Raw genomic sequence first — 15138 nt, 5'->3', positions numbered from 1 at the left:
CTCAATTATACGTGACTTTGTCCAAATCTCCCGATGAGACGTTCTCTAAAATCTCTACTGCCTCAATACGCTCAATTGAAACAATGTTTGCGAAATCCTCAAGATAGAGTTCGAGTTCTTTGTCTATCACCGTGTTCTCCTTATCCTTCAGATCTGCCTCGATCCCCGCCTGTGGAATCAATTTATTTAGTCTTCGGGCGAGGCTGCGATGTATGTTCCGAAGTCTCTGAATCGCCCGTGCAATGTCACCGAATTTCGCTACGAGAAATGGCTTTTCATAAATAATACCGATTCTGCGAATGTTTTCTAGATCTTGAGGGCCAATAATCGCCCCGTTAACCCACTGGAAGATGGCACCTGGAGTAGACGGGCCTTTGGCGCCATGTTCCTGCAGTTTACGAATTATCTCGATGAAGGTGTCTCCACTCTCCTCAAGGGCTTGCCTCAAATAATGCACCCACGTCTTTTGATACACCACAGCCTCCATCATCGCAGGGTGCGCCTCAACTTTGCTGATGACCGATTCTGCAAGAGATTTTCGGGTAGAGTTCTCAATAAGGATGAGAAAATCACCCTTTTTAAGATTTTTTGCCTCACGATCTTTGACTTTATCTGTAGAGTTATCATATATCTGGACTGTTTTTTCTGCGTGCAGTATAATGCAACGATCTCCAGTGAGGGATATCTTTGCAGCGGTTATCTCATCAGAGAGACCTTTCCCTAGCCGCTGATCCGCTGATTTGGCCTCTGCTTCATTGGCATATTCAAAGTCAATGCGCCAATCGAGGGAGAGAAAATCTGAAAAAATTTCTTTGGGAGCGAATTCTCCCATCTCTGCATCCTGAGGATCGATGAAGATGAGGGCAGTGTTCTTTTTTTCTTCCCTTGGTCTCTTTTTAGGAGTTCTCCCGTCGGGTTTCGCACCCAAAAGCCTCTCAATTGTTTTTGCCTTGCAGGCATCGGAGAAAAAGCTCAGGCTATTATCTGTCTCATTTTGAATGTATTTTATTGCGGGAATTTCAGACTCATACGCAATGATTCCAATGCTCCTTGCTCTTGCGTAGGAGAGTATGTCTTTCTGGTAATAGCGAGGGCAGCCGTACAGGATACAAGTGTCAACGATATTTACATCGGCTACATTTCTGTAAATTTGACTGACTGGAATGAAGTCAATCCTTTGATTCTTGAGGTTTGAGATGCTCAACTCTTTTTCAACTTCGAGATATGTCTTCAGCCCTTCATTAAGGGCTTCATTCTTAGACACAAAAAGAACTGATTTTTCATTGGCAACTGCCTCCTTGATGATCTGAATAATGATTGGATGTTTTCCAGTTTTTGTGTCCGCCATGTATCCATAAGCTTCGAGCACCTTATCTGCGGAGCGAAGCGCAAAGGAGACAAAGAAGGGCTGTTCAGTCCGTATCGCTTCACAATGAGTCTTAAGAGCAGCAATTCGCCGGTTCACTGGGATTGTGCCCCATCGTCTGTTCAGCTCAATTTCCGCGTATGCAAGCGGCGATGTTATCTCTTCAAGAGCGTAGATGCATCCAAGAAGTCTTTTTGTAACATCTGCTGCGCGTGGAGAGTTGGTTGACTCTGCAGCTCGTGCGAGCTCCCAGTAGTCTTTCCGCAACTCTAGGAGCATTTTGTTGAGCCTCTGCTCTTTAACCGGTATGATGATTTTTTTAACACCAATGGCCTTGTTGCGGATCTCTTTGTAGTTTCTGCAGAATGGGTGATCTAAGCTGAAAATACCTTTTTTGAGGTTTGCCTCATCAGCCCGACAGTCTTCCACAAGTGACTCGGGTTCCCATCCCCAGTAGATAATGCCCTTTCCAATCAATGTTCGGGCTAATTCAGTGGGCGGATCAGGAGATACAACAAATAAGCAAGGTATTTTATTCAGTTGGGCCCATCTAAATATCTGTTGCGCCTGCTCTTCTTTTATATCTGGTGTTGCCTCAATAATTGCACCGAATATGCTCCTTGCGACATCACTGTTGGGCAGAGCCGCAACACCTGGAGAGATTATTAGTTTTGGCTCGCCGTTCTTCGGCGTTACGTTGACAACCTCGCCTTTGGAGGTAACCCTGCCTAAGAGAAAGGCATCGAGATATATGGGCATCGTTCCTGCTCTCAACGAAGTAAAATGATATTTGATGTCCTGCCGGAGTTCGACTCGGCTGCTGAAAATCACCAACCGATTGCGCCCAGATGGCAGTTTTTTTTCATGCAGGCGGTAATAGAGGGCTTCAAGTGCCAGAAGAGGCGTTATCGTCATCTTATTCGAGGGATAAACAAGCAACGCCCTTCTATTCTTTACAATAACTGACTTAAAAAATAGCAAAGATTGTCTATTTACTGAATGAAGATAGATAGACTTCTTATTGAAGTTGAGATAGCCATTGTCCAGACTCCAGAGTACCGAACTCCTACAATGCCTTAATAGTATATTCTCCCAATATGCGTCTGCCGAATCCTCAGATCTAGGCAGAGATTTATGTGAACCTATGTCCGTTCTGTTCCCTCGTATTGGGAATTGGAGCCCTGTCAGAAATAGGTTTCGGAATTGGGATTGCCATTATGCACATATGATTCAAAGCGTAGATTGGTGGGAACATCACATTTTAGAGGAAATCTGCTTAATTATTTTCTCAGCACATTTCTCCACATCTTCTTTTATCTCATGCTCCCATATGCGAATGACTTTCCATCCCATCTTTTGCAGTTGCTCACCGGCAACTTGGTCGCGCGCAATATTCTTTCCTATTTTCGGGAGCCAATAATCTCTATTGGATTTAGGTTCAACAAAACATATCGGGCACTTGTGCCAAAAGCATCCATCAACGAAAATGACAACCTTCTGGGATCGGAACACAATATCCGGCTTGCCGGGAAGGTTCTTAACATTTATCCGGTATCCCCTCCAGCCTCTTCGCCATAGTGATTTCCGCAGCAAAATCTCTGGCCGTGTCTGTTTTGATCGGATTTTGGACATCACGCGGCTTCTTGTTTCTTTGGGATAACAGTCGACCATAGCAGCAGGTACAACTTCAGTGTTCTGGAGTCACCTTATCACTTTGCCTCGTGCAAACTTACTAACCCCCATGCAGATCGATATGTGAATCATGTTTTGTGCAAGCACCTCTGCGCATTTGCCTTGTCAGGGCAAGCCTGTCCAACCGCAATCGTTTATGCGGACTTCTGTGAAGAGAAATCTCACTGAAATTAGAGCCCCTCACCGCACCCCCTCTCCCTTATTCCACTCCCGCACCAGCCTCGCATAACACCCCTCGCAGACCTTCGCCTGCGCCTCCCGCGAGCGGTAGACCGCCTTCCCCGTCCCGCAGACCGACGGCAACTACTCGGCATCCTCCCCGGATCTTCCGGGGTGTGTGGCGACCGGAGCGACCCGCGAGGAAGTGGAAGAGCGGGTGCATGAAGCGATCGAATTCCACATCGAGGGACTCAGGGAGGACGGACTCCCGATTCCGCCGCCGCGATCTTCAGCAATTTACATAGCGGTCGGCAGAGGGTGAGTCACTCCCGATCACCAGACTCCTTCTTCTCCAGAATCCTGATGACTTTCTGGGCCGTAAGTGCCGGAAGTTTAGGCATGGGCTTCGACGGTGAGGGTGTACTCCAGGAGCCCTTCCTCGGTGGGAATTTCCTCGCCCTTATCCTGGAGATCTTCAATGTAGAGTTCAATGGCCTCCCGTGCCATCGCTATCGCTTCATCGACGGTCTCCCCGAAGGTGACGCAGCCGGGAAGGGTCGGTACGGTGACGGTATACCCGCCTTCCGGCTCCTTCCGGAGGAGGATACGGTATTGCAGGCTTCTCATCGGATTGCACCCCTGCTCGTGATAATACATCACCCGATGATGCATAAAGGGTATCCGTGCGGGTGTTACTCCGCTGTTAGCATCTTATACCGGGAATATAACTTGAGGATTATCGTCCGGAACCCGTCCCTGACGGCAAACTCCGGCTCCGGCAGTCCGGCCTCAGTACAGTGCCGGATCATGCCCCGCGTCCTCGTGCCCATACACTCGCCCGGGCTCAGAGATTGTGGAAGTGTGTTGCGGAGGGAATGCGGCCACGGTTGAGATCGAGGGGGTGGTTTCCCCGGAGATCCACACTCCTGATTACATACCGGTTACATACCCCGCAAAGCGATATCCGAAGAGATAGGACGATGCAGTGCTCGATCCAGAGTTTTACGAAGAGGGGAGACCCGGCCCTGTGAACCGTGATGTACATATGGGGGCAGTGTGTAGTTCTCATGCCCGGTGCGGGACATATCTCTGGTCCTTTTTTTTCGAGCGTCCAGGCTCGAACATGAAGAGGGCAGACAGTATCAGCAACTAGAACCCCCTAAGTGCCTCGTCCCGGTCGGCGGGAAGCCTATAAGAGAATGACCGTCGATGTAGTATCAGTAGTCAACTGCATCCACCATGATCGAGAGCCAGAACATTGAATTCAAGGAGTCCTGGAAGGACGAATATCTCAAGACCCTCTGTGCATTTGCAAATACGAACGGTGGGGTGCTTAAGATCGGCGTCGATGATGCCGGGAGACCGGTCGGCGTCCGTCAAGTGAAACGGCTCTTACGAGAACTGCCCAACAAGATCCGAAACAAACTTGGCATAACCCCCTCCGTTGTTGCCGAGACGGTCGCAGAAAACGACATTATCAGCATCACGGTCTCCCCCTCTCCTGTCCCCGTCTCGTGCGACGGCCGGTATTATCAGCGTAGCGGAAGCAACACGTTCGACCTTGCCGGACAGGAACTTGTTCATTTTCTGATCCGTAAATCCAGGATAACCTGGGATACGCTCACCGGTGACTACTCCATCGACGATGTCGATCCCGATACCGTCAGAACATTCGTTCATCTGGCAAAGCGGTCGAACCGACTCGATACCGCAGATGAAGAAGAGCCCGTGGACGCGATTCTGCGCCGTCTGGAACTTACTGTCAACGGCAAATTGACCAATGCCGCTATCATGCTCTTTGGCAAAGAACCACAACGATTCTTCATCAACACCACTACCCGGGTCGGCCGATTCAAAGGGAGGGATATCATCATCGGGGATGAGGAGTTCTCCGGGAACCTCATCCAGCAGTTCACACGAGCAGAAGAGCGGGTGAAAAGCCTCATCGATGTCCGATATGAGATCTCGGCGGACGCAATGCAGGAGTCCTTTCAGCGCAGGGAGATCTGGGACTATCCACTACTGGCAATTCGTGAAGCGCTCCTCAACGCGCTTATCCACCGGGACTACTTCAATACCGACATCCAGACGCAGATCCGTGTCTACGACGACGCCATACGGTTCCACAATCCCGGATCGCTGCCGCAAGGAATCACGATCGAGATGCTCAAGACCGAACACTACTCGTTCCTGCGCAACCCGCTCATAGCAAAGATATTCTACCTCGCAGGGTTTGTCGAGCGGTATGGCTCCGGCATCGGTCGAATCGTGGATGCACTCGCAGAGGCTGGGCTCCCGGAGCCTGAATTTCAAAGCGATTCGTTCGGATTCATCGTGCGCATGAGAAAGGATCTGCGGTTTACCGAAGATTCACTGCGAGGTGCCGGTCTGAACGAGCGGCAGCTGCAGGCCATGTCCTTTGCCAGAGGAAACGGCGGTATAACTGCTGTGGACTATGCATCGATTGCGCCGCAGGTATCGGAGAAGACCCGGTACCGTGATCTTCTCGATCTCGTCCATCGCGGCTTGCTGGAAGCAGTCGGTGCGAAAAGGGGCAGAAGGTACGTTTTAGCCCGGTCACGTCCCCGGGGAACCTGATGTGTCGAGAGTATACCCTGCAGGATAACAGACATTTATCGGACATTATCGGACATTATCGGACATCTCCTGTTTTGGGGTGTGCCTGATATCTGACGTGTTCACCGCACCCCTCCCCCTTATTCCACTCCCGGACCAGCCTCGCATAACACCCCTCGCAGACCTTCGCCTGCGCCTCCCGCGAGCGGTAGACCGCCTTCTTCTCCCTGCAGACGTCGCACCGGCCGATCTCCACCTTCACCCGCTCAAACGTCCGGTGGACCGGGAAATCAGAGATTTTCCTCACTGCGTTCCAGCACCCCCGGGAGCGGCTGCGCCTTCGCCGGCCGCTTTGCCTTCTTCAGGCAGTCGTAACAGAGGTAGAGCCCCCGCCCCGTTTCATCGGCGACGTCGGCCTGCCGGTTGCAGACGCGGGCCCGGGCTCGTCCTCTGCCGCCGGGAGGACGATATAGTCCGCAGGGTTGACCGGAGCGGATGGTTGCACGTTTTCACCTGTTTTCACATCTTTACACCCTGATTTACACCCCGAAAATCCACCAAATGGAGCCAGTTCTCTGATCGGCCGTATCTCCTCCGAAATACCCGGGATGTTTTCACCACTGCGGATTTCACAGACACCAGAAGTCGGGTTACCCGCTCCTGCAGGCAGGCTCTCCGTTCTTGGAAATCGGTGTAAACTACTCCTCTGATCAGTACGTATCTCTGTACATATCTCTCCAATAGAGCAGTCTCCACCATTATGGCCGGCATCTTCGTTTTCACTTTTCCCGGGTTTCTGGTGAAAACCTGGTGAAAATGTGAAAACATAAGAACCATCGTTCTGATCGTCCGGGTCTTCGTCCAGCCAGACCGAGGCTCCCCGCCCCAGGCCCGGTAGACTTCACGGTCAAACGTGAAGTCCTGCTCCGGCAGCGGAACGTGGCCCCGGACACGCCGGTTCACGGGGTGCGGCCCGGGCGTTCACCCCGGGACTTCGACGGTGAGGGTGTATTCCAGGAGTCCTTCTTCGGTGGGAACTTCCTCACCTCTTGCTAGCATGCCCTCGATGTAGAGTTCAATGGCCTCCCGTGCCATCGCTATCGCCTCGTCAACGGTCTCCCCATAGGTGACACAGCCGGGAAGGCTCGGCACAATAACAGTATACCCGCCTTCCGGCTCCTTCCTGAGGAAGATTTGGTAATTCAGGCTTCTCATCATATTATACTCGGCTCGTGAATGGTACAGGCCCCGATGGGGTATAATGGGTATCTGTGCCTGTCCCATAGGGAGACCATCCTTTCTTGGGTCGACGAAAAAGCATATGAAGAATCGAAACAAGCAGGTTGCATGGCAAAAAATCAGCGTGCGGACGTTAAGAACCCCAACAACCCCTCACACAAAGCAGCAGCGGACAACAGGGCGAATCAGCTCAACCCGAACAACACAGCCACGAAGTCCGGCAGATCTAAGAAGTGATTGCCTGAAAAACGTCCTGCCTTTCTCCAGGATGTGCAGCTTGCCCACACCAGGCCGGGCCTTTACTCCATAGCGGAGCAATCCGCAGATCTCCGAACCCTTTATCTCCTCCCGCTCCAACATCTACTCAAAGTTGAAAGTCGCTTATGCCTGACGATCTGATAACAATCGTGGAAGAATCCGAGGGCGTGAACAGCGCTCTCATCTCCCGGGTGCGCCTGGAGATACTCTGGGCGCTCTCCGACCTCGGTGAGGACGGGGCCACCGCACGGCAGCTCAAGGCCGGGCTGAACCTGAGTGACGGCGTGCTCTACGCAAACCTCAAGAAACTTGTCGAGATGGGGTACCTCCGCTCCGAGAAGGTGACGCTCGAAGGGAAGGAACTGGACCTCTACGCCATCACCCCTGAAGGGCTCGCCGAGTGGCGGCGTGTCCAGGGCTGGCTCTGCAAACTCCTGGGCTGCGAGGGTGATACCTGTGAACGATAGAAGCAAAGTCATTGCCTGCTTCCGGGAGGCGGGATTCCGGATGGATAAAGACCGATTCGAGCACCGGCTCATCGCCCAGAAGTTTGTCTACCTGCTGAGGCTGAAGGGCGTCGAGTTCGTGTATCCGTTCCGCCTCTACGTCCGCGGGCCCTATTCACCGCTCCTTGCGCGGGAGTACTACCAGCATGCCAACGAGTTTTCCCGGTGCGAGACGGAGAGCACGCTCTCTCCCGCCGAGGCGGATGCCGTTGCCGGGCTCACCGGCCTCTTCGATAAAAGCCCGTCGTTGCTTGAGATCGGGGCGACCTACGGGTACCTGGCCTACGAGATGCACCAGTCGCCGGAGCAGGCGTACCGGACAGTCCGGAGAATGAAGTCCTTCTACTCAAACGAGCAGATCGTCAAGGGCGTCAACCGGGCGAAACAGTACCTCTTCGTCCCCACCGACGAAGAGAAGGCGGCGCTCGACGCCGAGCTAGGGGAGTGGCAGCGGGCCGGTATCCAGTCGATGAGGCATTAGGATGGGCCGGAGCAGGGGTGATATCTGGTTCGTCGATCTCACCGATGCACGGGGGCACGAGCAGAGCGGGCTGCGGCCCGCCGTGGTCCTCGCCGTCGCCTACGGGGGTATGACCATCGTGGTCCCGCTCACGACGACCCCGGCGGCCTTCTCGTTCCCGCACACCTACGGCATCGAGAAGAGCTCACAGAACGGGCTCTCCTCCGACAGTGCGGCGCTGGTCTTCCAGATTGTTGCCCTCTCAGAGGACCGTTTCGTCCGGAAGATCGGAGAGTGTTCGGTCGAAGATATGGAAGCGATCAGCGTTCTGCTGAAGGAGCTGTTATTGCTGGAATAACTGGCAGACAACCTTGCTCCGGGAACGCTGAACAGCGTTCTCAAACAGGCAGGACTTAAAATGAGGGATGAATAATGTATCGATTTCTTGTCATCGTCGAGAAGACCGACGGCAACTACTCGGCATACTCCCCGGATCTTCCGGGGTGCGTGGCGACCGGAGCGACCCGCGAGGAAGCGGAAGAGCGGATGCACGAGGCGATTGAGTTCCACATCGAGGGGCTCCGGGAGGATGGGCTCCCGATTCCCCCGTCACGGTCTTCAGCTATCTACGTAGCGGTCGGTAGAGGGTGAGCCCCCCGACCGCAAACTCCGGCTCCGGCAGACCTGCTTCGGAGCAGTGCCGGATCATATCCCGCGTTCCCGTGCCCATCCGCTCGATGTAGCCGGGGAGAGATATCGGTTCGGCGAGGAGGGGGTTCGCCGGCACCGACCCGTGGGCCTGCCGGAGTTTTTCGAGCGTCAGGGACGGCGGGAGGGTGTCGGGTGCGGAGTGAAAGCGAAGGCTACAACCGCGAAGTCTGCGGCCGCACCGGCTGCAGAATCACCGCCATAACCCCTATATAGTCTCGTGGACAATCCTCCACTAGAGGGATTGCGTGTCGGAAACTCGTCTCCGTTATACGGTTCTTATGGAACAAAATGAGGATGGAGGGTATACCGTAACGGTGCCGTCCCTTCCGGGATGTGTCAGCGAGGGGCCTACCTGGGAAGAGGCGCTGGCGCATATCGAGGAGGCGATCGCAGGATACGTCGAGGTGGCCCGGAAACTCGGCAAACCAATCCCGGTTGAGGTCTCTGTCCCCTTGAACACGAGCAACGCCGGGACATGAAACTTCCGAGAACCACCGGTGCAAAGGTGGTCGGTGCTCTCAGGAAAGTCGGGTTCGAGGTGGTCGGCAGCCGGGGGAGCCACCATTACCTCTATCACGCGCAGCGTGATGTCATCGTCACAGTTCCCGTGCATTCCAAAAAGACCCTTGCGCCCAAGACCCTCCAGACGATTCATTTCCAGGCCGGGATCACCGTCGACGAGTTCCGGGCGCTCCTGTAGTCTGTTGCCCGGTCGTTCTCCTGCCGGTTCCCGGAAGAGATCAAGGCGGTCTCGCCTCCGGATATACTGATCCTCCGGCGCTTTAATCTATACATTGCTGTCCCGGGAGGGGTTTTACCAGGGCGATCTCTGCCCCGGTACCGAGAAAAATTGAGTGGGGGTTTCTATCCCCCTCCAGCGTGCCGACTGTGTTCTTGATGGCGTCTCCTGGTAGGACGAGATCCGGACGTTCTTTCTGGTGAGGGATCCCCTCCTTCAGAACGCCACAAGTTCTCCCCGTAACATCATCTTCGCGCCGGGGGAGCATCGTCTTCCTCATCGGATTCCAGGATGAACGCCCCCTGGTACCCGCACTGCTTGCAGCGATACAGCGTGGCAAACAGGCCACGGGCGTCCCGGTAGATGTCGGTGCTCCGGCATACCGGGCAGCGGAGAATCTTTTGTGTCATCAGATCATCTCCTGGTTTCGACGGCGAGCCTGTACTCAAGCAGCCTGTCCTCGGTAGGAATGTCCTCGCCCTTCTCCACGAGGTCCTCGATGTAGACCGCGACAGCCTCCCGTGCCATCGCTATCGCCTCGTCGATGGTCTCCCCGAAGGTGACGCAACCAGGAAGGGTCGGCACAATAATGGTATACCCGCCTTCAGGCTCCTTGTGGAGGAGGATACGGTATTGCATGCCTCTCGCTTCATGCTTCTCGACAGGGTTCATGGGGTGTCTCCTCTGGAGCTGTGTTTCGCTGCCGTAGCCCGGCGAACGATCGTCCGGAACCCATACGCTCCCGGCGAACTTCGGCTCCGACACTCTATCGGGTGGCGCCCGGATTGTTGCGGCTACCTCCGGTCTTCAGCGAGCAGGGCATGATACCCGGCCTGGACAAAATGGTGGTCTGCGGTCAGGGCATCGGAGATCTCCCGCTCCTTCATGACCGCAAGAGAGATGCAATCCGTGAGGCTCCACGCTTTATCGAGCCTCTGCTCGTAGATATTCCATCCCCTCGACCACAGGACGGGATCGACAAAGACGATCTCCACCCGGGGCGACGACTCAAGGCGGCGACGGAACGCGATAACGGACGGTTTGAATGCGGGGTTGGCGAGAGCGTTGAATGTCTCGGTGAGCACGGATGAGGTGGTGACAAGAGAGGATCCGGATTCCATCCGGCGCTTATAGATCGTATCGGCGGTTTTGTGGAGGTTGTCACGCTTGTTCAGCAGCGCAATCCAGCAGCCCGTATCAACGAAACACCGATCATTGCCCATGGGTATCCCGCTTCGGCGTTCCGTACAGGTAGTGATCGTGCTCCGCTGCGAGGTCGCTGACATGGGTGTCTACGGCAAGTGCCGCTATATCGAAGGCCGGATCGGTGGTTGCGTCGGAGTTCTCCGGGGTGAGTTGTACGGTAATTGTATACTTCTTCCCTGCCTCAAGGTCGACAGGCCCGGAAGGTCGGAAGACCGTTCCATCAAAGAGAACTTTCAGCGTCTTTGTCATCCCTAAAACCACCCATGAACTCGATGACCATCATGGTCTTCGTGAAATATTAATGGTTGCGGGTGCCCCTCCAGGGCTCGACGGCGGCATGAGCGAGAAGGCCCGCTGCCGCAAGGGATCACGATCGAGATGCTCAAGACCGAGCACTACTCGTTCCTGCGCAACCCTCTCATAGCAAAGATATTCTACTTTGCAGGGTTTGTCGAACGGTATGGTTCCGGAATCGGACGAATCGTGTCGGTCTTCCTTCCTTCTGCATCGCAGATGTAGTGCACTCCCATGCCGGACACTCCAGAATATGCGTATGTGGGCGCTCCGGACGGATTATAGTTGTCCTGCTCTAACCCCTTCATTGAGGGGGTCATCCACCTCCTGGGACCGCTCCTGCTCCTTCGTGACAGGCAGTTGTACCGGGGCAGATTCGTTATACAGCAAAGGGGCGGGGACCTTGATTACCTTCCAGACAACGTGATTCAACCCACATCCATTTCTCTCACCTCACGCTCCAGGATAAACGCTCCCTGATGCCCGCGCTGCCGTAGGGGTCCCGACCGGGAGGGCGAGCGGCTCAAGGACCCAACGGAGACCCGTCCGCGGTCAGGTCATCGCGGAGGGCCTGCATCGCGGATCTGAGGGGTGGAAGATCATCATGGATTGTCCTCCAGATGATCGCCCTGTTGATCCCGAAGTAGGCATGGATCAGTTTGTCGCGCATACCGGCCATCTCGGTCCAGGGGTTTCCGGGATAGTTCTCCCTGACCGATCGGGGGATGCACTTCGTCGCCTCCCCGATCACTTCCAGTGCCCGCGTGACCGCGTAGACGGTCTTGTCGTCCTCGGAGAACTCCTCATACGACATGCCCAGGGTGAAGATCTCGATCTTCTCGACGGCATCAAGGATATCGTCCAGGTAGTCGAGCGTGCTACGCGGGGCCGTCATATGTAGATAACCTCTTTCAAGATGCGGTGGCCGATACGGGGCTTGAGCGCGCTCTTTTCGACAAGATCCACCGATCTACCGAGGATCTCGGACAGGTGCCGCTCAAGCCTGAGAAACCCGAAGATCCCCGGCACCTCGGAGAACTCGACCAGGATGTCCACGTCGCTTCCCTCGTGCTCCTCACCACGCCGGCACGAACCGAAGATGCCGATGGACCCAACGTGGTAAGTCTCCTCCAGGTACGCCTTGTTCCTTCGGAGAATGCCGATGATCCTCGCGCACTCCCCGCCGGCCTCGCGGGTGACGGTATCCATTCCTGATCGGCATATGCGTCTTCCTCTCTAGTATAGGTATCCCGGGGTACGCCGGTTCACGGGGTGCAGCCCGGGCGTTCACCCCGGGACCTCGACGGTGAGCCTGCATTCCAGGTGCCCTTCTTCGGTCGGAACCTCTTCCCCCCTTTCCTGCAGGCTCTCGATATAGACCTCGACAGCCTCCTGTGCCATCGCTATCGCCTCGTCGACAGTCTCCCCGAAGGTGACGCAAGCACAGGTGAGCGTCGGCACGGTGACGGTATATCCGCCTTCTGGTTCCTTGCGGAGGGCGATACGGAACCGCAAATTCCTCATCGCAACGCCCCTACAGGTCATGCTGGGCCTGGGCCTGTTCACCATGGTATATTCCCGAATGATGTATCCGGATCCGTGCGGGCGCCACTTTGCCCGTCTTACTCGCCGCCGAACGGGTTGACGATTTCAAGTGCGCAAATCCCGGAAAAATCACTCCTGTTCCGGGTGGCGAGTGCGCACCCATGCGTGAGGGCAGTGGCTGCAATGACCGCATCGGGGAGTTTCATCCCGCACGTTCGGCGCAGGTGAACGGCACGGTCGGCAATCGTATCGGTCAGAGGATATACTTCCGCCGAGCGGATGAAGTCCTGGGCCAGCGCATACCCCTCTGGAGTATGCTTCTTCCAACCGAGAAACTCGATCTTCGTGATGATCGAGATCCGAAACGAGGAGGTGAGCATATCTTCGATCTCCTCCACTCTTTCCGGCAGAATGGCATCTGCGAGGTAGTAGATGAGAATGTTCGTATCGAGCAGGTACCGTTTCATATCCGGTTCCACTCGTTCCGCAGGTTTCGGGCCTCGGTTTCCAGGTCGAGATCCCGGTCCCGGTATATGCCCCGGTATCTCGCGGGCTCGGCAACCCCGATCGGTTCGTCTGCAGGTTTTCCGGCGGTCAGGCTCTCCCAGAGATCGATGGGCACGATAACGTCGGTCTTCCTACCGTCTGCATCGCAGATGTATTGAACTCCCATGCCACAACCCCCGGAATATGCGTATGTGGGTGCTCCAGGCAGATTATAGTTGCCCTGCCCCGGCGCCCTTCATCAAGAGGGGCCACGCTTCTGCTCCCTTCGTGACAGACGGTCTGGAGCCGGAGAGATCGTTATCCTCGCGGGGATGCGCCGATCTGGCAGGACGACGCTCTCTTCCCGGATCGCCGACCCTATCCGCAATCGGCCGACCCCGCGTTCGAATCAGCCGGAGCGGAACAAAGGTCAATATGCTTGAAGGCAGAAAGAGACGTTGGCATGAGTGCCTCCATCGCCGGAACGGTTCGTTTCCCCGGGACGGCATGGAGGCGTCCTCTCGATCCCGCAGGAACGGTACGAGCCATGGAGATTCATAAGGAGATTCTTGCCACATTCCCCGGCCTCTCGGTTGCAGAGGGCATTCTCGGGCCGCTCTCGATCCAGGAGACGACCCCGCCCTTAAAAGCCCTGAACGACGAGATCGTCCGCTCGATACGGGAACGGTATACGCTGGAGAGGATCAAGGACGAACCCCTCTTCAGGGCTTATCGGGACTTCTTCTGGAGGGTGGGCGTCGACCCGACCAAAACACGGCCCGCTTCAGAAGCGCTGGTGAGAAGGATCCTGTCCGGGAAGGTGCTCCCGACGATCAACACCGCGGTGGATGCCTACAACCTGGCCTCGGTCCGGACAGGCATCCCCATCGCCGCCTTCGATGCCGATACCCTGAGCGGGGCGCTCGCCATGCGGTTTGCGGAGGAGGGCGAGGAGTTCCTCGGCATCGGAATGGCAACGCCCATCACGCTCCGTAGGAACCAGGTTATCCTGACGGATGAAGACGCGATCGTCGCCGTCTACCCCTATCGTGACTCCGATACGACAAAGATAACCCTCGCCACGACGAGGGTGCATATCGTGGCGTGCGGCGTGCCGGGGGTTGAACGAGAGAAGGTGCGTTCGGCATACGAACTGGCCGCCGCATACCTGCGGGAATACGCTTCGGGGAGACGGTGATATTTTAAACGATCGAGTGCTAGTGGGTCTTTTATGAAGGCCCGAATTCCTATATTGATATTTATCATCGCCACGATTCTCGCTACAGGATGCGTCGAAGAACCGACCGGTGCGGCAGAGATGAACGAGTCCGCTATGGAGTTGCAGGTGATTGCCGCGGACATGCAGAGCGGGATTTATGAACTGTCTCTCGCGCTCGAAAATCAGTCGATGGCACTGGAGAATGTATCGGATGCCACAATTGAGCTCGATGACCATACCGGGAACTACAGAATGAACGAATCGTCCATTATTCTGCCCCGGATAGAGTATGCGTCAGGCCAATTCGAGGAATCTGCCCGCCACTCCCAAAAAGCGGAGGAGTTTTTTGCCTCTGCACAGGGAAAGGTCAACAACAGATCCGTATCTAAAATAGTGTATAACTATACGTCTGTAACCCATTTCGTGAAGAATCTCGCCGACGCCGGGGTGAACTTTACTGCAGAGTTGCAAAAATCGGAGCCAGATCCCTGGTGGAGTGTCGTGTATCATGGAGGGGTGTATACATGGCTCGGGCACCAGGACGCGGCATTCGAGAGGACCGGGATAAATAGGACGGATCTCTCTGCATATTCCCTGTTGTAAACCTGGAGAGAGCAGAACTCTCTCCTTATAATATCCCTGATCACCTTCCTCCCGGCATTCCGGGGTGAACGCTCCCGG

General features: G+C 55.2%; 27 protein-coding genes and 1 pseudogene. 11 read left to right on the top strand and 17 right to left on the bottom strand.

Annotated elements, in window-relative coordinates; translation table 11 throughout:
- Window position 1 precedes the first annotated feature (1 nt).
- The 3 genes from FKB36_RS08940 to FKB36_RS08930 all read right to left on the bottom strand — a co-directional run bounded on the left by FKB36_RS08940 (window position 2) and on the right by FKB36_RS08930 (window position 3361).
- On the bottom strand, window positions 2-2281 hold the full coding sequence (locus FKB36_RS08940; protein ID WP_261597714.1) for a DrmE family protein: 2280 nt from the start codon (window positions 2279-2281) through the stop codon (window positions 2-4).
- 339 nt (window positions 2282-2620) lie between these two features.
- Complete coding sequence (locus FKB36_RS08935) at window positions 2621-3037, bottom strand: very short patch repair endonuclease (protein ID WP_261597713.1); 417 nt, start codon at window positions 3035-3037, stop codon at window positions 2621-2623.
- Window positions 3038-3238: 201 nt separating this feature from the next.
- On the bottom strand, window positions 3239-3361 hold the full coding sequence (locus tag FKB36_RS08930) for a hypothetical protein (RefSeq protein ID WP_261597712.1): 123 nt from the start codon (window positions 3359-3361) through the stop codon (window positions 3239-3241).
- 34 nt (window positions 3362-3395) lie between these two features.
- Here FKB36_RS08930 and FKB36_RS08925 point away from each other — a divergent pair, with 34 nt between their 5' ends.
- Window positions 3396-3539 carry a type II toxin-antitoxin system HicB family antitoxin gene (locus tag FKB36_RS08925; RefSeq protein WP_390895704.1) on the top strand — a complete coding sequence of 48 codons (144 nt, stop codon included), beginning with the start codon at window positions 3396-3398 and terminating at the stop codon, window positions 3537-3539.
- A gap of 71 nt (window positions 3540-3610) precedes the next feature.
- Here the strand turns inward: FKB36_RS08925 and FKB36_RS08920 are convergent, their stop codons facing one another.
- Both FKB36_RS08920 and FKB36_RS08915 read right to left on the bottom strand, forming a co-directional pair.
- Complete coding sequence (locus tag FKB36_RS08920) at window positions 3611-3844, bottom strand: type II toxin-antitoxin system HicB family antitoxin (protein WP_261597711.1); 234 nt, start codon at window positions 3842-3844, stop codon at window positions 3611-3613.
- 65 nt (window positions 3845-3909) lie between these two features.
- Window positions 3910-4047, bottom strand: a complete 138-nt coding sequence (locus FKB36_RS08915; RefSeq protein WP_261597710.1) for a hypothetical protein — start codon at window positions 4045-4047, stop codon at window positions 3910-3912.
- A gap of 409 nt (window positions 4048-4456) precedes the next feature.
- Here FKB36_RS08915 and FKB36_RS08910 point away from each other — a divergent pair, with 409 nt between their 5' ends.
- Window positions 4457-5815, top strand: coding sequence for an ATP-binding protein (locus tag FKB36_RS08910; RefSeq protein ID WP_261597709.1), 1359 nt, complete (start codon window positions 4457-4459; stop codon window positions 5813-5815).
- Between the two features lie 55 nt (window positions 5816-5870).
- Here FKB36_RS08910 and FKB36_RS08905 read toward each other — a convergent pair whose 3' ends face one another.
- Window positions 5871-6101 carry a hypothetical protein gene (locus FKB36_RS08905; protein WP_261597708.1) on the bottom strand — a complete coding sequence of 77 codons (231 nt, stop codon included), beginning with the start codon at window positions 6099-6101 and terminating at the stop codon, window positions 5871-5873.
- Between the two features lie 674 nt (window positions 6102-6775).
- Window positions 6776-7012, bottom strand: coding sequence for a type II toxin-antitoxin system HicB family antitoxin (locus tag FKB36_RS08900; protein WP_261597707.1), 237 nt, complete (start codon window positions 7010-7012; stop codon window positions 6776-6778).
- Window positions 7013-7416: 404 nt separating this feature from the next.
- On the opposite strand from FKB36_RS08900, the gene FKB36_RS08895 reads away from it, so the two are divergent.
- The 4 genes from FKB36_RS08895 to FKB36_RS08880 all read left to right on the top strand — a co-directional run bounded on the left by FKB36_RS08895 (window position 7417) and on the right by FKB36_RS08880 (window position 8908).
- A complete protein-coding gene (locus FKB36_RS08895) occupies window positions 7417-7758 on the top strand; it encodes a transcriptional regulator (RefSeq protein WP_261597706.1) in 342 nt (113 codons plus the stop codon).
- A gap of 40 nt (window positions 7759-7798) precedes the next feature.
- Complete coding sequence (locus FKB36_RS08890; RefSeq protein ID WP_261597705.1) at window positions 7799-8278, top strand: hypothetical protein; 480 nt, start codon at window positions 7799-7801, stop codon at window positions 8276-8278.
- A gap of 1 nt (window position 8279) precedes the next feature.
- A complete protein-coding gene (locus FKB36_RS08885; RefSeq protein ID WP_261597704.1) occupies window positions 8280-8615 on the top strand; it encodes a type II toxin-antitoxin system PemK/MazF family toxin in 336 nt (111 codons plus the stop codon).
- A gap of 74 nt (window positions 8616-8689) precedes the next feature.
- Window positions 8690-8908 carry a type II toxin-antitoxin system HicB family antitoxin gene (locus FKB36_RS08880; protein ID WP_261597703.1) on the top strand — a complete coding sequence of 73 codons (219 nt, stop codon included), beginning with the start codon at window positions 8690-8692 and terminating at the stop codon, window positions 8906-8908.
- Here the strand turns inward: FKB36_RS08880 and FKB36_RS08875 are convergent.
- A pseudogene (locus tag FKB36_RS08875) lies at window positions 8880-9089 on the bottom strand (ATP-binding protein); the annotation flags it as partial. The gene FKB36_RS08880 and the pseudogene FKB36_RS08875 sit on opposite strands and share 29 nt — an antisense overlap.
- 157 nt (window positions 9090-9246) lie before the next feature.
- On the opposite strand from FKB36_RS08875, the gene FKB36_RS08870 reads away from it, so the two are divergent.
- Together FKB36_RS08870 and FKB36_RS08865 are read left to right on the top strand one after the other, a co-directional pair.
- On the top strand, window positions 9247-9447 hold the full coding sequence (locus FKB36_RS08870; protein WP_449288786.1) for a type II toxin-antitoxin system HicB family antitoxin: 201 nt from the start codon (window positions 9247-9249) through the stop codon (window positions 9445-9447).
- Entirely contained in the window at window positions 9444-9668 is a 225-nt protein-coding gene (locus FKB36_RS08865) for a type II toxin-antitoxin system HicA family toxin (RefSeq protein ID WP_261597701.1), read from the top strand. The genes FKB36_RS08870 and FKB36_RS08865 overlap by 4 nt, the downstream gene beginning before the upstream one ends.
- A gap of 284 nt (window positions 9669-9952) precedes the next feature.
- Here the strand turns inward: FKB36_RS08865 and FKB36_RS08860 are convergent, their stop codons facing one another.
- From FKB36_RS08860 to FKB36_RS08845, 4 genes are all read right to left on the bottom strand, one after another.
- Window positions 9953-10117: a hypothetical protein gene (locus tag FKB36_RS08860; protein ID WP_261597700.1), complete on the bottom strand. Its 165-nt coding sequence runs from the start codon at window positions 10115-10117 to the stop codon at window positions 9953-9955.
- Window positions 10118-10121: 4 nt separating this feature from the next.
- Entirely contained in the window at window positions 10122-10379 is a 258-nt protein-coding gene (locus tag FKB36_RS08855) for a type II toxin-antitoxin system HicB family antitoxin (RefSeq protein WP_261597699.1), read from the bottom strand.
- A 122-nt stretch (window positions 10380-10501) separates the two neighbouring features.
- The gene (locus tag FKB36_RS08850; protein ID WP_261597698.1) at window positions 10502-10930 is read right to left on the bottom strand and encodes a type II toxin-antitoxin system VapC family toxin; all 429 of its coding nucleotides are present in this window, start codon (window positions 10928-10930) and stop codon (window positions 10502-10504) included.
- On the bottom strand, window positions 10920-11162 hold the full coding sequence (locus FKB36_RS08845) for an antitoxin family protein (RefSeq protein ID WP_261597697.1): 243 nt from the start codon (window positions 11160-11162) through the stop codon (window positions 10920-10922). The genes FKB36_RS08850 and FKB36_RS08845 overlap by 11 nt, the downstream gene beginning before the upstream one ends.
- 48 nt (window positions 11163-11210) lie before the next feature.
- Between FKB36_RS08845 and FKB36_RS13435 the strand changes: the two genes are divergently transcribed.
- Window positions 11211-11432, top strand: coding sequence for an ATP-binding protein (locus FKB36_RS13435; protein WP_390895706.1), 222 nt, complete (start codon window positions 11211-11213; stop codon window positions 11430-11432).
- A 298-nt stretch (window positions 11433-11730) separates the two neighbouring features.
- Here FKB36_RS13435 and FKB36_RS08840 read toward each other — a convergent pair whose 3' ends face one another.
- From FKB36_RS08840 to FKB36_RS08820, 5 genes are all read right to left on the bottom strand, one after another.
- Window positions 11731-12102: a HepT-like ribonuclease domain-containing protein gene (locus tag FKB36_RS08840; RefSeq protein ID WP_261597696.1), complete on the bottom strand. Its 372-nt coding sequence runs from the start codon at window positions 12100-12102 to the stop codon at window positions 11731-11733.
- Window positions 12099-12416 carry a nucleotidyltransferase family protein gene (locus tag FKB36_RS08835; RefSeq protein ID WP_261597695.1) on the bottom strand — a complete coding sequence of 106 codons (318 nt, stop codon included), beginning with the start codon at window positions 12414-12416 and terminating at the stop codon, window positions 12099-12101. The genes FKB36_RS08840 and FKB36_RS08835 overlap by 4 nt, the downstream gene beginning before the upstream one ends.
- A 78-nt stretch (window positions 12417-12494) precedes the next feature.
- Window positions 12495-12731, bottom strand: a complete 237-nt coding sequence (locus FKB36_RS08830; RefSeq protein ID WP_261597694.1) for a type II toxin-antitoxin system HicB family antitoxin — start codon at window positions 12729-12731, stop codon at window positions 12495-12497.
- 98 nt (window positions 12732-12829) lie between these two features.
- Complete coding sequence (locus FKB36_RS08825; protein WP_261597693.1) at window positions 12830-13219, bottom strand: type II toxin-antitoxin system VapC family toxin; 390 nt, start codon at window positions 13217-13219, stop codon at window positions 12830-12832.
- Entirely contained in the window at window positions 13216-13425 is a 210-nt protein-coding gene (locus tag FKB36_RS08820) for a hypothetical protein (protein WP_261597692.1), read from the bottom strand. The genes FKB36_RS08825 and FKB36_RS08820 overlap by 4 nt, the downstream gene beginning before the upstream one ends.
- 360 nt (window positions 13426-13785) lie before the next feature.
- Here FKB36_RS08820 and FKB36_RS08815 point away from each other — a divergent pair, with 360 nt between their 5' ends.
- Both FKB36_RS08815 and FKB36_RS08810 read left to right on the top strand, forming a co-directional pair.
- On the top strand, window positions 13786-14436 hold the full coding sequence (locus FKB36_RS08815; RefSeq protein WP_261597691.1) for a B3/B4 domain-containing protein: 651 nt from the start codon (window positions 13786-13788) through the stop codon (window positions 14434-14436).
- A gap of 33 nt (window positions 14437-14469) precedes the next feature.
- On the top strand, window positions 14470-15060 hold the full coding sequence (locus FKB36_RS08810; protein WP_261597690.1) for a hypothetical protein: 591 nt from the start codon (window positions 14470-14472) through the stop codon (window positions 15058-15060).
- The last annotated feature ends 78 nt before the right edge of the window (window positions 15061-15138 follow it).

It is taken from the genome of Methanoculleus formosensis, from assembly GCF_025384765.1.
Lineage (GTDB): Archaea > Halobacteriota > Methanomicrobia > Methanomicrobiales > Methanoculleaceae > Methanoculleus > Methanoculleus formosensis.
Note: the sequence above shows the minus strand (reverse complement) of the source record. Positions and strands in the feature narration are given on the sequence as shown.